General features: G+C 69.9%; 11 protein-coding genes. 4 read left to right on the top strand and 7 right to left on the bottom strand.

Going from position 1 to position 17,621, the window contains the following annotated elements; translation table 11 throughout:
• Nucleotides 1-3: 3 nt before the first annotated feature.
• Nucleotides 4-2,577 carry an alpha-glucan family phosphorylase gene (glgP, locus tag ACN6M5_RS02765; RefSeq protein ID WP_434948422.1) on the bottom strand — a complete coding sequence of 858 codons (2,574 nt, stop codon included), beginning with the start codon at nt 2,575-2,577 and terminating at the stop codon, nt 4-6.
• A 56-nt stretch (nt 2,578-2,633) separates the two neighbouring features.
• On the opposite strand from glgP, the gene ACN6M5_RS02760 reads away from it, so the two are divergent.
• Entirely contained in the window at nt 2,634-4,712 is a 2,079-nt protein-coding gene (locus ACN6M5_RS02760) for an alpha-1,4-glucan--maltose-1-phosphate maltosyltransferase (RefSeq protein ID WP_373270187.1), read from the top strand.
• Nucleotides 4,712-6,922 (top strand): 1,4-alpha-glucan branching protein GlgB, encoded by a 2,211-nt coding sequence (glgB, locus tag ACN6M5_RS02755; RefSeq protein WP_434948421.1) that lies wholly within the window; start codon nt 4,712-4,714, stop codon nt 6,920-6,922. The genes ACN6M5_RS02760 and glgB overlap by 1 nt, the downstream gene beginning before the upstream one ends.
• On the opposite strand, the gene ACN6M5_RS02750 is transcribed toward glgB, so the two are convergent.
• From ACN6M5_RS02750 to ACN6M5_RS02740, 3 genes are all read right to left on the bottom strand, one after another.
• Nucleotides 6,903-7,688, bottom strand: coding sequence for an SDR family oxidoreductase (locus ACN6M5_RS02750; protein ID WP_085368547.1), 786 nt, complete (start codon nt 7,686-7,688; stop codon nt 6,903-6,905). The genes glgB and ACN6M5_RS02750 overlap by 20 nt on opposite strands.
• A 67-nt stretch (nt 7,689-7,755) precedes the next feature.
• The gene (locus ACN6M5_RS02745; protein ID WP_168689285.1) at nt 7,756-8,751 is read right to left on the bottom strand and encodes a tetratricopeptide repeat protein; all 996 of its coding nucleotides are present in this window, start codon (nt 8,749-8,751) and stop codon (nt 7,756-7,758) included.
• On the bottom strand, nt 8,748-10,643 hold the full coding sequence (locus ACN6M5_RS02740) for a DUF8094 domain-containing protein (protein WP_434948420.1): 1,896 nt from the start codon (nt 10,641-10,643) through the stop codon (nt 8,748-8,750). Before ACN6M5_RS02740 ends, ACN6M5_RS02745 begins: the two co-directional genes overlap by 4 nt.
• Before the next feature lie 186 nt (nt 10,644-10,829).
• Between ACN6M5_RS02740 and ACN6M5_RS02735 the strand changes: the two genes are divergently transcribed.
• Both ACN6M5_RS02735 and ACN6M5_RS02730 read left to right on the top strand, forming a co-directional pair.
• Nucleotides 10,830-13,664, top strand: coding sequence for an apolipoprotein A-IV repeat region-like domain-containing protein (locus ACN6M5_RS02735; RefSeq protein ID WP_434948419.1), 2,835 nt, complete (start codon nt 10,830-10,832; stop codon nt 13,662-13,664).
• Nucleotides 13,665-13,686: 22 nt separating this feature from the next.
• The gene (locus tag ACN6M5_RS02730) at nt 13,687-14,724 is read left to right on the top strand and encodes an AI-2E family transporter (protein ID WP_085368551.1); all 1,038 of its coding nucleotides are present in this window, start codon (nt 13,687-13,689) and stop codon (nt 14,722-14,724) included.
• A 33-nt stretch (nt 14,725-14,757) separates the two neighbouring features.
• On the opposite strand, the gene ACN6M5_RS02725 is transcribed toward ACN6M5_RS02730, so the two are convergent.
• From ACN6M5_RS02725 to ACN6M5_RS02715, 3 genes are read right to left on the bottom strand one after another with little or no spacing between them, the layout of a single operon-like run.
• A complete protein-coding gene (locus ACN6M5_RS02725; protein WP_434948418.1) occupies nt 14,758-15,489 on the bottom strand; it encodes an alpha/beta hydrolase in 732 nt (243 codons plus the stop codon).
• 17 nt (nt 15,490-15,506) lie between these two features.
• Nucleotides 15,507-15,812 carry an Rv1322 family protein gene (locus ACN6M5_RS02720; protein ID WP_085368553.1) on the bottom strand — a complete coding sequence of 102 codons (306 nt, stop codon included), beginning with the start codon at nt 15,810-15,812 and terminating at the stop codon, nt 15,507-15,509.
• A 22-nt stretch (nt 15,813-15,834) separates the two neighbouring features.
• Nucleotides 15,835-17,583, bottom strand: coding sequence for a cation:proton antiporter (locus ACN6M5_RS02715; RefSeq protein WP_434948417.1), 1,749 nt, complete (start codon nt 17,581-17,583; stop codon nt 15,835-15,837).
• Between the last annotated feature and the right edge of the window lie 38 nt (nt 17,584-17,621).

The raw sequence follows: 17,621 nt of genomic DNA, 5'->3' as shown, positions 1-17,621 counted from the left end.
CGGTCAGCTCGCGACCGCCACCAGCCCCAGCTCCGCATCGGAGATCAGCAGCGGGTTGCGCGGCACGACACGCACCGTGTATCCGAAACCGCCCGCATGGTCGAGCTCGACCGTCCCGCGGTACTCGCGCGCCACGGACGGGTCGTCGACGCCCGGCTCCGCTTCGTCGACCGCGAGCGCCTCGTGGCGAACGTCGGTCAGGTCGTCGCCCTCGTGGCTGCGGCCGTAGACCAGCTGCACCTCCACGTCGTCCGGGCTCAGCCCGCCCAGGTGCACCAGTGCGCGCACGTGCAGCTCGTCGCCGACCTGCGGCACAGCATCCACGCCTCCGGCGTCGACGTGGGCGACCGTGACGCCGGGCCAGGCTGCGCGCACGCGCGACTTCCAGGCGGCGAGGCTGCGGGCGGCGGCGAAGCCGTCTGCGGTGAGCCTGCGCTCGAACGTGGTGGCGGGAACGTAGAGGCGGGTGACGTACTCGCGCACCATCCTGCCCGCGCTCAGCTCGGGCGACAGGGTGGACAGGGTGTGCCGGATCTGGCCGACCCACCTCTCGGGCACGCCGTCGCTGTTGCGGTCGTAGAACCGCGGGGCGATCTGGTGCTCGATCAGGTCGTAGAGAGCCTCGGCTTCGAGCGCGTCGCGCTCCGCCCCGTCTCCCGCCGCGTCGGCGGACGGGATCGCCCAGCCGTTCTCCCCGTCGTAGAACTCGTTCCACCAGCCGTCCAGGATGGAGAGGTTGAGCGCGCCGTTCAGTGCCGCCTTCATCCCGGAGGTGCCGCACGCCTCGAGCGGGCGGAGCGGGTTGTTCAGCCAGATGTCCGTGCCGGGGTAGAGCAGCTGCGCCATCCCGATGTCGTAGTCGGGCAGGAACACCATGCGTGTGCGGATGTCGGGCTCCGAGGCGAACTGCACCAGCTTCTGGATGAGGCGCTTGCCCTCGTCGTCCGCCGGATGCGACTTGCCGGCGATCACGATCTGCACCGGCCGGTCGGCGTTCAGCAGGATGGACCGCAGCCGCTCCGGGCTGTGCAGCATCAGCGTGAGGCGCTTGTACGTCGGGACGCGCCGGGCGAACCCGATGGTCAGCACGGACGGGTCGAGCAGCTCGTCCATCCAGGCCGGGGCGATGCCGCCGGGGTTCTGCGACTCCCACGCGGCCTGCAGGCGGCGCCGGGCGTCCTCCACCAGCTGCTCGCGCATCCTGGTGCGCACCGACCACAGGTCGAGGTCGGTGACGGCCTGGCCGTTGGCCCAGTCCGCTGCGGTGGTGTCGTCGGTGCCGAGGCGTTCCTCGGCGAGCGCGAGCAGCATCGGGTCCGTCCACGTGGGGGCGTGTACGCCGTTGGTGACCGAGTCGATCGGGACCTCCTGCGCGTCGAATCCCGGGTAGAGCCCGTTGAACATCTGCCTGCTGACCTCGCCGTGCAGCCGCGAGACGCCGTTGGCGTGCTGGCCGAGCCGGAGGCCCATCACGGCCATGTTGAATACGTCCGGCGAGCCGCCCGGGTAGTCCTCGGCGCCGAGGGAGAGCACCTGCTGCGGGTCGACGCCCGGCAGGAGGTCGGCGGAGAAGTAGCGCTGGACGAAAGGGGTGTCGAACCGGTCGATGCCGGCGGGGACCGGGGTGTGCGTGGTGAACACCGTTCCCGCACGCACCACCTGCAGCGCCTCGTCGAAGGTGAGGCCCTCGCCGATCAGGTCGGAGATGCGCTCCAGGCCGAGGAACCCTGCGTGGCCCTCGTTGGTGTGGAACACCTCGGCGGCCGGAGTTCCGGTCAGGTCGTTCCACGCCTTGACGGCGCGCACACCGCCGATGCCGAGCAGCAGCTCCTGCAGCAGGCGGTGCTCTCCTCCTCCGCCGTACAGGCGGTCGGTCACCGAGCGCAGCCGCTCCTCGTTGTCCGGGATGTCCGTGTCGAGCAGCAGCAGCGTCACGCGGCCGACGGCGACCTGCCAGACGCAGGCGTGCAGCACACCGTCCGGGAGGGCGAGCGTGATCTGCACCGGGGTGCCGTCCGGGTTGCGCAGGACGGACAGCGGAAGGCCGTCCGGGTCGAGCACCGGGTAGCTCTCCAGCTGCCAGCCGTCCGGCGTGATCGCCTGGGCGAAGTATCCGGAGCGGTAGAAGAGGCCGACGCCGACGAGAGGCACGCCGAGGTCGCTCGCGGCCTTGAGGTGGTCGCCGGCGAGGATGCCGAGGCCGCCCGAGTATTGCGGCAGGGCGGCGGCGATCCCGAACTCCGGGGAGAAGTATGCGATGGAGTGGGGCGCTGAGTCGTCGAGCGACTGGTACCAGCGCGGCTCGCTCAGGTATGCACGCAGGTCCTCCCGGATGTGGGAGGCCCAGTCGACGTAGCCCTGGTCGGCGGCGAGTTCGGCGAGCCGGGCGGGCTCGACGGCGCCCAGCAGCGCGATCGGATCGTGGCCAACCTGCTGCCACAACTCGGGCGCGATCCTCGCGAACAACTGGCGGGTCGGCTCATGCCAGGACCAGCGTAAATTGCCTGCAATCTCTTCGAGAGCAGAGAGATTCTCTGGCAGGACGGCACGGACGGTGAACCTTCGGATAGCCTTCACGCTGCCACTCTAGGGGAGCCTGATGTCCGGCACGTTAATGCGTGTACGGTCGGGGTGTGGCAAAGAGTGCAGCGACCAAAACAGTATCGGCCGGACAGCCTGCATCCCCTGCGGACGGCGGCGCACCGGCGCAGACCGACTACGTTCCCCTGCTGGGGCGCATCCCGATCCTGGGGCTCTCCCCCCAGGTGGACGACGGCCTCTGGCCGGCGGCGGCGTTCAGCGGGGAGGTGATCCCGTTCCGGGCCACGGCGTTCAGGGAGGGCCACGACCAGATCGGCGTCGACCTTCTCCTACTCGACCCGAACGGCGTGCAGACCGAGCACAGGATGCACCCCGTCGACCCGGGTACCGACCGCTGGGAGGTGCTCGTCCAGCTGGAGACGGAGGGCCTCTGGAAGTACCGCGTGCAGGCGTACGCCGACGAGTACGCCACCTGGCGGCACAACGCGGAGGTCAAGATCCCGGCCGGCATCGACACCGAGCTGATGCTGACCATCGGGCACGAGCTCCTCACCCGCGCGGCGACGGACAAGCGCCGCAGCACGGCGGAGCGCCGCCACCTCACCGAGACCGCCAAGGTCGTCGCGGACACCACCAAGACAGTGGATGAACGGTTCGCCGCCGCCATCGAGCCGCGCGTCGCCGGGATCCTCACCGTGCGCCCGGTCGTCGACCTGCCCACCCTGTCCGCGACACGCGGCGTGCAGGTGGAGCGCACCCGCGCCGGCGTCGGCAGCTGGTACGAGTTCTTCCCGCGCTCCGAGGGGGCCAAGAAGCAGCCGGACGGCACCTGGAAGTCCGGCACCTTCCGCTCGGCGGCGAAGCGCCTGCCGGAGGTCGCCGCGATGGGCTTCGACGTCGTCTACCTGCCGCCGATCCACCCGATCGGGCGCACGTTCCGCAAGGGGCCGAACAACACGCTGGATGCGGGACCGAACGATCCGGGTTCGCCCTGGGCCATCGGCTCGGCGGAGGGCGGCCACGACGCCATCCACCCCGACCTCGGCACGGAGAAGGACTTCGTCTACTTCGTCGGCAAGGCCAAGCAGGCCGGCCTCGAGGTCGCGCTCGACCTCGCGCTGCAGGCCGCACCGGACCACCCGTGGGTCACCGAGCATCCCGAGTGGTTCACGACCCTGCCGGACGGCACGATCGCGTACGCGGAAAACCCGCCGAAGAAGTACCAGGACATCTACCCGATCAACTTCGACAACGACCCGGAGGGCCTGCGCGAGGAGATCCTGCGCATCGTCCGCTACTGGATGTCGCTCGGCGTCCGCATCTTCCGCGTGGACAACCCGCACACCAAGCCGCTGGCGTTCTGGGAGTGGCTGATCCGCACGGTCAACGCCACCGACCCGGATGTGGTCTTCCTCGCCGAGGCGTTCACCCGCCCCGCGATCCTGCACACGCTCGCCAAGGCGGGATTCCAGCAGTCGTACACCTACTTCACCTGGCGCAACACGAAGGAGGAGCTGGAGGAGTTCCTCACCGGCCTCGCCACAGAGACGGCGGACTTCCTGCGCCCCAACCTGTTCGTCAACACCCCGGACATCCTCACCGAGTACCTGCAGTTCGGCGGCCCGGCCGCGTTCAAGGTGCGCGCGGCCATCGCGGCGACGGCCGCGCCGACCTGGGGCGTCTACTCCGGCTTCGAGCTGTACGAGAACGTCGCCCGCGCCGGCGCGGAGGAGTACATCGACAACGAGAAGTACGAGTACCGCCCGCGCGACTACGGCAGGGCGCAGACCCTCGGCCAGTCGCTCGCGCCGTACCTGACCATGCTCAACCGGGCGCGCAGCGAGCATCCGGCGCTCCGCCAGCTGCGCAACCTGCGGGTGCATGCCAGCGACGACGACTCGATCCTCGTCTACTCCAAATACCTCGCGGGCGAGTTCACCCGCAGCGGCAAACCGGATGCGGTCATCGTCGTTGCGAACGTCGACCCGCACTCGGTGCGCGAGACGATGGTGCACCTCGACGTCGCCGCGTTCGGCGTCGAGCCCGGCGCCCTGTTCGAGGTCAAAGACATCGTCACGGGTGCGAAATGGACCTGGGGGGCCGACGACTACGTCCGGCTCGACGCGTTCACCGAGCCCGTGCACATCCTTACCGTGAAGGCAGGTTCCTGATGAGTCCCATCCCCGAAGGCGCGGCAGCCGTTGAGCTCCCCACCCTCGACGACGGGCTGCTCCTCGCCGTCGCCACCGGCAGCTACCACGACCCGCATGCCATCCTCGGCCAGCACGCGGTCAGCGCGCCGGGCGTCGCCGACCCCATCACGGTCATCCGGACGCTGCGCCCGCTCGCCAGCGAGGTGACGGCCGTGCTGTCGACCGGCGCGCACATCGAGCTCGCGCACGTCGCCCACGGCGTCTGGCAGGGCATCGACATCATCGGAGCCGACACGTACACGATCGAGGCCCGCTACCCGGACGGCAGCGTCTGGGACGCGGAAGACCCATACCGGTTCGCGCCCACCATCGGCGAGCTGGACATCCACCTCATCGCCGAGGGCAGGCACGAGCAGCTGTGGACGGCTCTCGGAGCGCACCTCCGCGAGATCGACGGCGTGCACGGCACGGCGTTCACCGTCTGGGCGCCGCACGCCCGCGCCGTGCGGGTGGTCGGCGACTTCAACGACTGGGACGGCGAACGCCACTCCCTGCGCAGTATGGGCTCCTCCGGCGTCTGGGAGATCTTCCTCCCCGGCATCGGCGCCGGGGCGATCTACAAGTTCGACCTGCTCGGCCAGAACGGCGCGTGGGTGCGCAAGGCGGACCCGATGGCCAGGCAGGCGGAGACTCCCCCGGCCACCGCATCGGTCGTCACCGCCTCCGAGCACGTCTGGGGTGACGACCAGTGGATGCGCGACCGCTCCTCCCACGACGCCCACTCCGGCCCGATGAGCATCTACGAGCTGCACTTCGGCAGCTGGCGGCCGGGCCTCGGCTACCGGGAGGCCGCCGACCAGCTGATCGACTACGTGGGCGCCCTCGGCTACACGCATGTCGAGTTCCTGCCGCTCGCGGAGCATCCCTTCGGCGGATCGTGGGGATACCAGGTCACCGGGTACTACGCGCCGACCAGCAGGTTCGGCTCTCCCGACGACCTGCGCTACCTGATCGATCGGCTGCACCAGGCCGGGTTCGGCGTGATCATGGACTGGGTGCCCGGCCACTTCCCGAAGGACGACTGGGCGCTGGCCCGGTTCGACGGGCAGGCGCTCTACGAGCACTCCGACCCGCGCCGCGGCGAGCAGAAGGACTGGGGGACGTACGTCTTCGACTTCGGCAACTCGCAGGTGCGCAACTTCCTCGTCGCGAACGCGCTCTACTGGCTGGAGGAGTTCCACGTCGACGGCCTGCGGGTCGACGCCGTCGCCTCGATGCTCTACCTCGACTACTCCCGCGCTGACGGCGAATGGCTGCCGAACATCCACGGCGGCCGGGAGAACCTGGAGGCGATCAGCTTCCTGCAGGAGGTCACGGCCACCTCGTACAAGCGGAATCCGGGCACGGTGATGATCGCCGAGGAGTCCACCAGCTGGCCGGGCGTCACCCAGCCGACCTCCTCCGGCGGCCTTGGCTTCGGCCTCAAGTGGAACATGGGCTGGATGCACGACGCGCTGCAGTACATCGAGGAGGACCCGATGTACCGCAGCTACCACCACAGCGAGATCACCTTCTCGTTCGTCTACGCGTTCAGCGAGAACTTCCTCCTGCCGATCAGCCACGACGAGGTCGTGCACGGCAAGGGCTCGCTGCTCGGCAAGATGCCGGGCGACCACTGGCAGCAGCTCGCCAACGTGCGGGCATTCCTCGCGTTCATGTGGGCGCACCCCGGCAAGCAGTTGCTGTTCATGGGCCAGGAGTTCGGGCAGCCGTCGGAGTGGAGCGAGGAGCGCGGCCTCGACTGGTGGATCCTCGACCAGCCGTCGCACCGCGGCCTCTGGGACCTGGTGGCCCAGCTGAACGCGGTCTACAAGGCCACCCCCGCACTCTGGGCGCTCGACAACGATCCGGCCGGCTTCGAGTGGATCGACGGCTCGGACGCGGCGGGCAACGTCGTGTCGTTCCTGCGCAAGGACGCTGACGGCTCACCGATCGCCGTCGTGATGAACTTCTCCGGCGCGCCGCACACGGGCTACCGCGTCGCGCTGCCGTTCGCCGGTCAGTGGGAGGAACTGCTGAACACGGACGCCGAGGCGTTCGGCGGCTCCGGTGTCGGCAACCTCGGGGCGGTGGATGCGGTGGACGAGCCCTGGGCGGGACGCCCGGCGTCCGCGCTGGTCACGCTTCCCCCGCTCGGCGCCCTGTGGCTCAAGCCGCGTTCGAGCTGAGCCAGGTGGCGTAGTCGATGCCGGGCAGGGCAGCATCCGGAACCAGGTTGCTGCCCGCCCGGAGGAACGTGCCGAGCTGACCGCCGAGCCGCACGGGCACGATCGCGCCGCGCGCGCCGGTGGCCGCTTTCCACTGCTCCGCGAGCTCGCGCGTGGTCTCGACCTTCGGGCCGCCGACCGTGAGCGTGGAATCCTCCTCGCCCTGGCCGTCGACGGCGTCGACCAGCAGCCGGGCGACGTCGGTGACCGCGATCGGCTGGAAGCTGGTCTTCGACGGAGCGGGGATGACGCCCGCCTTCCCCCGCGCGAAGATCGACGACACGAAGTCGTGGAACTGCGTCGTGCGCAGGATGCGGGTGCTGAGCGGCGACTCACGGTAGACGCGCTCCTGGGCGGCCTTGGCGCGGTAGTAGCTGTACCCGGACTGATCGACGTTCACGATGGACAGCAGCACGGCCTGGTGCACGCCGAACCGGGCCGCGGTGTGCAGCAGGTTCTGCGAGCCGTGGGCGAAGACGTGGGCGGCGGTTCTGCCGGAGCCGTTGGTGGTGTCCACCAGCACGTCGACGCCCTCGAGCACCGCTTCGAGCCCGTCTCCGGAGACGACGTCGGCCGTCTCGTACACGGCGCCGAGCACATACTGCTCGCTGTCGTCGTCCGGCACCCGGCGGGAGGCGACGATCACGTCGTGGCCACGGCCCACGGCTTCATTGGTGACGGCGCGACCGGCGAGGCCGGTTCCTCCGACGACGAGAACGCGGGCCATGCAGGGGCCTCCCGGCAGATCGATACGATGCGGTTAGGAGCGGAAGCCGCTGGGGCCGGTGATCGGCTCAGTACAGCAGCGACGCCAGCCTAGCCCGCGCCTTCACGACGCGCTGGTCATCCACACCGACGATCTCGAAATAGTCCAGGATGCGCGTGCGCACCGCGTCCTTGCCCGCGGCGTCGAGCTTCGGGAACAGCGTGAGCAGCCGGTCGAACGCGTCGTCGACGTGTCCGCCGGAGATGTCGAGGTCGGCCACGAGCAGCTGCGCGTCCACGTCGTCGGGAGCGGCGGCCCCGGCCGAGCGGATCTCGTCGAGCGACTTTCCTGCCAGCCGCGCGAGCAGACTCACCTGGGCGAGGCCGGCGACGGCCATGCTGTCGCGCGGGTCCTGGGCGATCGCGGTCTTGTACTCGGCGATGGCCGTGTCGAAGTCGCCGCGCTCGATCGCCTCGTACGCCTCCGCGTGGTGCGGGGGAAGCGGCTCCGGCGTCGGCTCCGCCTGCTCCGCCGCGTCTCCGGCCTCCGGCACCGCTGCGCCGTCGACGGCCGCGCGTCCGGTCACGCCGTTCTGGGCGGCGAGCTGCAGGAGCTGCTCGAACACGTCGCGCACCTGCTGCTCCGGGATCGCCCCGGCGAAGAGCTGCACGGGGCGTCCGCCGATGACGGCGGCGACGGCGGGGATCGACTGCGCCTGGAACGCCTGCGTGAGCTGCGGGTTCGCATCCACGTCGACCTTCACCAGCACCAGGCGGCCGCCGTACTCGGCGATCAGCCTGTCCAGGATGGGACTGAGCTGCTTGCACGGCTCGCACCACTCGGCCCACAGGTCGACGACCACCGGGACGGTCATCGAGAGGTCGAGGAAGTCGTTGAAGTTGGCGTCCGTGCCCTCGAAGTAGAGGCTCGGCAGAGCGACGTCGCCGCCCTGCTCCCCCGCCGGTGCCGTTCCGGCGGCCGCGCCGGCCGCTGCGGGCTGCCCGGACGTCATGGCCCGGTTCACGAGCGAGGTGAGGTCGACGGCTCCGCGCAGGTTCGTGGGGCTCGGCGGGATCTGGCTCATTGGACTTCCTTGGCTGAGACGAGGCCCTGGGCGAAGCCCAGGAGGGTGATCTTGGAGGACGAGCCCGCCGGCGGCACGTAGAACGCCAGCTGGTATCCGTAAGTGGATGCGATGCCCGTCTTGGACGACGCTACTCCGGAAAGCGCGGCGGAGGTCGGCCCTGCGTCCACTTCCGCTCCGGCCTCGACGACGCGCAGGGTCTGCGTCTCCTCGAGGTTGACCCAGACGATCGCACCGGAGTCGTTGGTCGCCATCGCGATGTCCGGTCCTGCGCCGACGGCGCTGGTGAAGTCGAGCGACGACGTCGCGCCGAACTTCTGCTGCAGCTCGGCCTTCTGCTGCGCCTTCCACTCGGCGCCGACCTGCGTGCGCAGGGTGTCGCCGTCCGGACTGAACAGCGCGGCGGACGTACTCGCGTCCCCGTTCATCAGCACGTCGCCGTATGCGGCGGCGAGTTCCTTCGGCGGCAGCTTCAGCAGCTTCGAGTCCGGCGGCACGACGGCGGAGCCGATGCTCGCCGGTGCGAGGTTCGGGACCTTGGCCTTCGGTTCGAGCGAGACGGCGTACGTCACGAGGTAGTTGTCGCGCGGGGTCTCCTGCACCAGCGTCAGCGCGAGAGGAGCCTGGGCCGCCCCGTTGGCGTCCTTCGGCGTCTCGACGACGGCGGTGACCGTGCGCGGCCAGGTGTCCGTGGCCTGCGGGAGCGAGAGCACGATCGGGCTGGCCGGGATGGCCGGAAGAGCTGGCTCGTCCGCCTTCTTGGCGCGGATGGCGTAGTTGGCCTCGCGCAGCTGCAGGGCAGGACCGGTGAAGCGCTGCTTGGCGATGGCCGGGTCGGCCTTCGCGTCGGCCGTGGTCGCCGTGGCGGAGATGCGCTTCACGATGCGCTCCAGCTGCGGGACGGTGACGGCGGGGGGAAGCTGGTCTTTGGCCTTGGGGAGCTCGGTGGTGATGGGGCTCGCCGTGCGGATCGGGACGGAGGACGACTGCACGGAGCCGATCGAGCATCCACTGAGGGCCAGGGCGCCGACGAGCGTGATCGGCACGGCGACCATCGAGCGCCTGATCGACCGACGGCCCTTCGGGGTGGCCTCGACGGCCTTGGACGGCTTGTACTTGGGCGCCTTCGGCAGCTTCGGCATCTTCGGTCCGCCCTTCCTGCGCGGGCCACGCGACTTGCGGATGGCGTACAGGCCCCAGAGGTAGAGGCCGATGCCCACCACCAGCAGCACGAGGCCGCCGATGATCAGCGGGAAGGCGAACGGGGTGCTCGAGTCGACCGGCCAGGTGACGCGGATCTGGTTCGGAGCAGCCTTCGTGCCGTCTCCGGCGACGATCACGCTGATGCTGTCCGGGACGTTCATCCTGGTGACCTGCGCGTCTTCGCCGTCGAACTCCTCCAGCCACATGTCGGAGCCGGCCGGGTTGGGGTTCGGCGTGGCGGCCGCGTCGCCCGTCGTCGCGCCCTCCGCCGGGGTGGTCGTCGCCGGGTCGGCGGGAGCGGCCGGGGTGGACGTCGGGGCCGGAGTGGCCGTCGACGTCGATTCACCGTCCGTCGTCTTGGTGGTGACCGTCTTCATCGTGATGTCGCCGGTGGTCTTGTCGAGCCCGAGGCTCACATACTTCTCGGAGCCCAGCCAGGCCTTCACGTCGGCGGTCCTGCCGTACGCGACCACCTGCGACTTGGCGTCTCCACCGCTCACCGACAGGGTCTGCTGCCCGGGATGTGCGTTCAGCACAGCGCCGTCGATCACGATGAATCGAGGGTCGCCTTTGACAGTCGTGGTCGCGGCGATCTGCGACGGGGGCGCGAAAACCGTGCGCTGGGCGATTCCCGCGACGATCATGACGGCCGCCACGACGAACGCGACGATGGCGAGTACGAAACGCAAGCAAGCTCCTTCTGTGCCGGAGACGACGGGAGGCACAGTTACACAAAGATACCGGGTCACCCTGGGAGCCGTCTAACCATTGCCTCCACGGATGCACTGTCCACCGGTGCGCGCCCCTGGCTTGAAATGTAGGATCGTCGGGGTGCACGCCAGGCGCCGCACCCCCCGAGCTTTCAGGAGTATGAAGTGGCCACCGACGAATCGAACTTCACCCAGGTCTTCCGCGGCTACGACAAGGACGAGGTCGACAAGGCCCTGCAGGAGCTGCGCCGCGACCTGATCAAGTCGAACACGCAGGCCGCGGACGCCACCAAGGAGATCAAGCGCCTGCAGGTGCGCGTCGAGGAGCTCAACGCGGAGATCGAGGAGGTCGGCAGCCCGACGTTCTCCGGCCTCGGCACCAAACTGGAGAACACCCTCAGGGTCGCCGAAGAGCAGTCCACCCGGCTGATCGCGCAGGCGGACATCGACGCGGAGAAGCTGCGCGCCGGTGTCGCAGCAGAGGTCGAGAAGATCAAGACCACCGCATCCCAGCAGGCGGAGCGCATCCTGGCCGACGCCAGGGCCCGCGCGACGACCGCCATCGAGGACGCCCAGATCGAGTCGGCCGAGCTGCTGGAGAAGACCAGGGCGGACAAGGAGACGCTGCTCACCGACGCGATGCGCGAGGCCGCGGCGATCCGCGGAGCCGTCGCCACGGAGGCGGCGGAGGTCAGGGCCACCAGCAAGCGCGAGGCGTCCGCCGTCCGCGCGGAGGCCGACAGAGAGGCCGCCGAGCTCAAGGCCGTGGCCACCAGGGAGGCGGAGGCCGCTCGCGCAGAGGCCGCCCAGCTCGACCGCGAGATCGAAACCAGGCGCACCGAGCTCGCCACCGCGTTCGCCGAGGACAGGGCGGCGTTCGAGCGCGAGTCCGAGCAGACCAGGCTCGACCTGGCCAGGCAGGTGGCGGAGACGGCGGACCGCCTCGAGGCGGAGCAGACCAGCACGCGCAACGCCCTCGCCGCCGAAGCCGCCCAGGCGCGCGCGGACCTCGCAGCAGAGGTCGAGCAGCAGCGGGCGGCCATCGCCGCGGAGACGGCCCAGACGAAGGCCGACCTCGAGAACGAGTCCAAGACCACACGCCTCGCGCTGCAGACCGAGGTGGAGCAGACCAAGAAGGCCCTCGCGGTCGAGGTCGAGCAGACCAAGGCGTCGCTCGACGCCGAGGTGGAGCAGACGCGGTCGTCGCTCGCCGACGAGGTCACCAGCACGAAGAGCGCCCTGGCCGACGAGGTCACCCGCACGAAGCAGGAGCTCGCCGACGAGGTCACCCGCACGAAGAGCGCGCTCGCGGACGAGGTCACGACCACGAAGAGCGCACTCGTGGACGAGGTCACCACCACCAAGAGCGCCCTCGCCACCGAGGTCAGCACCACGAAGAGCGCCCTCGACGCCGAAGCGGCGACCACCAGGAGCGCCCTGTCCGAGGAGGTCGAGCGCACCAGGAAGGAACTCGCCGACGAGGTCCTGCAGACGAGAACCGCCCTCGAAAAGGAGGCGACCGAGACCAGGGCGCAGCTCGAGTCCGACCGCGCGACCACCGCAGCCTCCCTCGCCGCAGACCGCGAGCAGACGGCCACCGCGCTCGCCACCGAGGTCGAGCAGACCAGGGCGGCCCTCGCCGCGGACGCCGAGCGGCAGCGCCGCGAACTGGATGCGGAGGCCACCGAGCTGCGCGCATCCCTCGCCGAGGAGGTCGACGCGGCCAGGAGTTCGCTCGCCGACGAGCTCGCGCGCGAGCGCAGCGCCCTCGCGGCGGAGACCGCGAACGTCCGGTCGGAGCTCGCCGCCGAGGTGACCTCCACGAAGTCGGCCCTGGCCGCAGAGGTCGAGCAGACGAAGTCCGCTCTCGACACCGAGGTCACCACCACGAAGTCGGCCCTCGCCGCCGAGGTCGAGCAGACCAAGGCCGAGCTGGCCGCCGAGGTCGAGCAGACCAAGTCGGCCCTCGCCGCAGAGGTCGAGCAGACCAAGTCGGCCCTCGCCGCAGAGGTCGAGCAGACGAAATCCGCCCTCGCCGCCGAGGTCGAGCAGACGAAGTCGGCCCTCGAGACCGAGGTCACCACCACGAAGTCGGCTCTCGCCGCAGAGGTCGAGCAGACGAAGTCCGCCCTCGCCGCCGAGGTGGAGCAGACCAAGTCGAGCCTCGACGAGGAGGTCCAGCGCATCCAGAGCACGCTCGCGGAGGACACCCGCCGCACGGCCGTCGACCTGGCCGACCAGCGCGAGGCGACCGCCAACGAGCTGGAGAACGACAGGGAGCAGCAGCGCCTCGCCCTGCAGCGCGAGGCGGAGCAGACCCGCGTCGACCTCGCGGCGGAGACCGAGCAGGCCCGCGTCGCCCTCGAGCGGGAGACCGCCGAGGCGCGCGCAACCCTGGCCGCCGAGGTCGCCGAGGCACGCACAGCGCTGGAAGCCGAGCTCGCCTCCCTGCGCAGCGCGTTCGAGCAGGAGTCCGTGCAGGCGCGGTCCGCCCTCGACACCGAGCTCACCACGATGCGCACCGAGGTGCTCGAGACCGTGGATGCGCGCACCCGCGAGATCGAGCAGGCCCGCATCGACCTCGACGTCGAACTCAAAGCGCGCCGCGACGAGGCCGAGAAGGACTACCTGCTCCGGCACCAGGAAGCGGTCGCCCAGACCCAGAAGTACCTCGACGAGGCCAACACTCAGCTCGCCGACGCCGTCAAGCGCACGGCGCAGGCGCGTGCGGAAGCGGAGAAGGCCGAGAACGAGGCGCGCACGACAATCAAGTCGGCGAAGTCCGAAGCGGACGAAACCGGGCGTACCATCGTCGCCGAAGCCGAGGAACGCGCAGCTGCGCTGATCGAGGACGCCGACGAACGGACACGCCGCCTGGTGGCGGACGCCGAGGAGCGGCTGGCCCAGATTAGGATTGAGCGCGAAGCCGTTGCCGGCTACTTCGAGAACCTGCGTGGAGTCCTGCAGCAGGCCGAGAAGGTGACCACCGACAGAGACTGACCAAGAGCACCGTGGGGGCCCCGTGAAGATCCTGAACCCGTTCCGCGTCGGATTGATCGGAACCCTGGGGGTCGGGCTGGGTTTCCTGCTCCTGACTTCGATCGTCAACCTGGCGACGATCCTCACCTACATCGGAGCCGCCCTCTTCATCGCGCTCGGCATCGAGCCGCTGATCTCGTTCCTCGAACGGCGCAAGTTCCCGCGCTGGGCGGCGCTCACCGTCACCCTGGTGGTCATCATCGGGCTGGTCACTCTGCTCATCTGGGCGATCGTGCCGGTGGCCGTCGACCAGCTGTCCCAGCTCATCCAGGGCATCATCGGCTGGGTCAACCACGGGGATGCGGAGAAGTGGTTCGAGGGGCTGCAGCACCAGTTCCCGACCATCGTCAACCAGGACAACATCGACGCCGTCACCAAGTGGCTGCAGCAGAACCTGCCCAACATCACCTCGCAGGTGCTGCAGACCGGCATCGGCATCGTCAGCGGCGTGTTCGGCGGCATCATCATCATCATCCTGACCATCTACTTCACGGCGTCGCTGCCGAGCATCAAGCGCGCCACCTACCAGCTGGTGCCCGCCTCCAAGCGCTCCCGGTTCGCCGACCTCGGCGACCAGATCACCGACTCCGTCGGCAAGTACGTGATGGGGCAGGTCGCGCTGGCGCTGGTCAACGGCGTCCTGAGCGCCATCTTCCTGACGATCATCGGCGCCAAGTTCCCGATCCTGCTCGCGTCGGTGGCGTTCTTCTTCTCGCTGATCCCGCTCGTCGGCACGATCACCGGCTCGGTGATCATCACGGCGGTCTGTCTGCTGGCGGGGCCGCCGACCGCCATCGCTGCAGCGATCTACTACATCATCTACATGCAGGTCGAGGCGTACGTGCTCAGCCCGCGCATCATGAACCGCGCGGTGGCCGTGCCCGGCGCCCTGGTCGTGGTGGCCGCCCTCGCGGGTGGAACGCTGCTCGGCATCCTCGGCGCGCTGATCGCCATCCCGTTCGCCGCTGCGATCCTGCTCATCATCAAGCAGGTCGTCATCCCGCGCCAGAACGAGCTCTAGCCCGCGGCGCGGCGCCGGCGCCCGTCGTCGTCGCTAGTCGACGGGCGGGTACGTGGTCGGCAGAGGCAGCGCGGACGGGTTCACCCGCGCGACGATCTCGGTCAGCACGCGCCTGGTCTGCGTCTCGCCGACCCACAGGTGCTTGCCGCCCTCCACGTCGACCAGCTCGATCTGCGGCAGCGGCGCGAACCGCTCGGCGGCCGCATCCGGTTTCAGGTAGTCGTCGTGCTCCGGGATGAGCGCCACGATCGGGCGGCTGTCCCCCGCCCACGCCGCCAGGTGCTCCGGCTTTGCGCGGTGCAGCGGCGGGGAGAGCAGGATCACCCCGGCGACGGGATACTGGCGTCCGTACATCAGCGCCAGCTCCGTCCCGAACGACCAGCCGACCAGCCACGGCTTCGGCAGTCCGCGCTCCGCGACGAAGTCCATCGCCGCCTCAACGTCGTACCGCTCGTCGACGCCGTGCCCGAACGCGCCCTGGCTGGTGCCGCGCGGCGACGTCACCCCGCGCAGGTTGAAGCGCAGCACGGCGATGTCTGCCAAGGCAGGCAGCCGCCCCGCCGCCTTCCGCAGGATGTGCGAGTCCATGAAGCCGCCACCCGTCGGCAGCGGGTGCAGCGTGACGAGGGTCGCGACCGGCGGACGGTCGAGCGGGCTCGCCAGCTCGCCGACCAGGGTGAGGCCGTCGCGCGTGTGCAGCTCGATGTCTTCGCGTCGTGCAGGCAGCTCGATGGCGCCGCGGATCTCGGTGGGGGCAGTCGTCACGGACGTGACCTCTCTCGTCAGCTGATCTTCCAGCAGTGGGCGTGCCAGTGCCGCCGCGCGGCGATGTCCGCAGCGTCGCCCATCACGCCGTCGGCGCGCCAGGTGACCACGTGCGCGACGCCCGGGGCGACGTCTTTTCCGCAGCCGGGGCAGACGTAGCTCTTCTGCGCCTGGAGTGCGGAGACGGGCTGCACGTTCCAGACCACGCCACGGCGGGTCTCCGTCTGCCGCCAGCCCGCGAGCAGACGGCCGAGGCCGTTCTCCTCGTCGTCGTCGCCGGGCACCCGGCCCTGGCGACCTCGGGGACGGTTGCTGCGCGGCATCTGTCCAGTCTAAACGCCCGATTCACGGCCGGTCTTCGCGTTGCGCCATCCGCGATTCGTCGAAGTCGAGCATCGTCTGCGCCCTGCTCAGGATGCGCGACGAGTAGTTCCCCCTGCTGCGCGCTTCGAGCAGCGCGGCGCGTTCGGCATCCAGGACGGCGGCCCGCAGCGCACGGTACTGCTGGTGCGGCCCGACGGTCTCCTCCTCCTGCTCCTCGCGTTCGACGCGCTCCCACTCCGCCTCCACCCGCAGCAGGGTGTCCTGCCGCACCCGATCGACCACCTGGTCGTCGAGCTTCTGGCCGTCCGCCAGCGGGATCTCCGGGTTCTCGAGCGCGGCGATGCCCGCCTCGCTGAGCTCTTCGAGCAGGCCGGCCAGCTCGCGCCGGTCGGCGGCGGCGTCCGTGCCGGAGACGCGCAGCAGCCGGATCATCAGCGGCAGCGTTCCTCCCTGCGCCAGCAGCGTGACGAGCGCGACGGTGAAGGCGATCAGGATGAGCTCCGCCCGGTACGGGATGCTGCCGTCCGCCGGAAGCGACTGGGCCGCCGCGAGCGTGACGACCCCACGCATCCCGGCCCAGGTGAGCACGGCGCCGCCGCGCCAGCCGATCGGCGAATCCTGCATCTCGGTGATGTCGGCCGAGCGCCGCTCCAGATACCGGGTGAGCCGGCGCCAGCGCCGGTGCCCGCGCTCGGTGGTGGGCTCATCCCTGTTGCGCACCCGGTCGAGGCCCGCGCTGACCCTGTCCTCCAGCTCCGCCGCCCTGCGCTGCGTCGCCCGCAGCCAGATCACGATCGGCGTCATGAACGCGGCCCGGATGAGGAGCAGGAGCACGCAGAGCAGCAGCCCGATGCCCACGGCGGTGGCGACGGTGATGGACTCCTTGTCGCTCTGGACGCTGCCGATGATCGTGTTCAGCTGCACGCCCATCAGCAGGAAGACGCCGTTCTCCAGCACGAACTGCACGGTGCGCCAGTTCAGCCGCTCGGCGATGCGGGCCTGCGCGCTGAACTTCCTCGCAGCGTTGTGTCCGGTGTAGAGCCCCGCGACGACCACCGCGAGAATCCCGGATGCGCCCAGCTCCTCCGTCGGGATGTACGCGATGAACGGCACGGCGAACGACATCGCGGTCTCCAGCACGGAGTCGTTCAGCCGGGAACGGAAGTAGACGGTGACGATGCCGACGACGAGCCCGATCACGATGGCGACCACCACGGAGAACGCGAAGTTCCAGGCGACGGATCCGATGCTGACCACGGCCGCCGTCGCCGCCAGCGCCGACTTCAGCAGCACCAGGGACGACGCGTCGTTGACAAGACTCTCGCCTTCGAGCACCGTGACCAGCCGGGCGGGAAGGCCGAGACGTTTGGCGACGGCGGTGGCGGCCACCGCATCCGTCGGGCTGACGACAGCGCCGAGCGCGATGCCCTCGGCGAGCGACAGGCCGGGCAGCAGCGCGTGCAGCACGACGCCGACGATCACGGCCGTCACGATCACCAGGCCGACGGACAGCGCCGAGATGGTGCCCAGGTTGCGCCGGAAGTCCATCAGCGGCACCTGGATCGCCGCCGCGTACAGCAGCGGCGGGAGGACCGCGGAGAGGATCACCCAGGGCGGCACCTCGATCGGAGCCGGCAGACCGGGGATGTACGAGCTGGCCACCCCGACGAGCACGAGCACCAGCGGAGCGGCGACGCCGAGCTGCTTCGAGAACTTCGAGACGGTGACGAGGACGATCACCCCGATGACACCGATCAGCGCGAACTCCATGCAGCAACGCTACCGTTTCGCGGCCGCTGTGACCGTTG

The organism is Leifsonia araucanica, from assembly GCF_051161895.1.
GTDB lineage: Bacteria > Actinomycetota > Actinomycetes > Actinomycetales > Microbacteriaceae > Leifsonia.
Note: the sequence above shows the minus strand (reverse complement) of the source record. Positions and strands in the feature narration are given on the sequence as shown.

What these genes read in the sequence shown, in the direction of transcription:
- ACN6M5_RS02720 (WP_085368553.1), bottom strand. Translation starts at nt 15,812, where the DNA reads ATGCCGCGCAGCAACCGTCCCCGAGGTCGCCAGGGCCGGGTGCCCGGC.
- glgB (WP_434948421.1), top strand. Translation starts at nt 4,712, where the DNA reads ATGAGTCCCATCCCCGAAGGCGCGGCAGCCGTTGAGCTCCCCACCCTC.
- ACN6M5_RS02715 (WP_434948417.1), bottom strand. Translation starts at nt 17,583, where the DNA reads ATGGAGTTCGCGCTGATCGGTGTCATCGGGGTGATCGTCCTCGTCACC.
- ACN6M5_RS02750 (WP_085368547.1), bottom strand. Translation starts at nt 7,688, where the DNA reads ATGGCCCGCGTTCTCGTCGTCGGAGGAACCGGCCTCGCCGGTCGCGCC.
- ACN6M5_RS02745 (WP_168689285.1), bottom strand. Translation starts at nt 8,751, where the DNA reads ATGAGCCAGATCCCGCCGAGCCCCACGAACCTGCGCGGAGCCGTCGAC.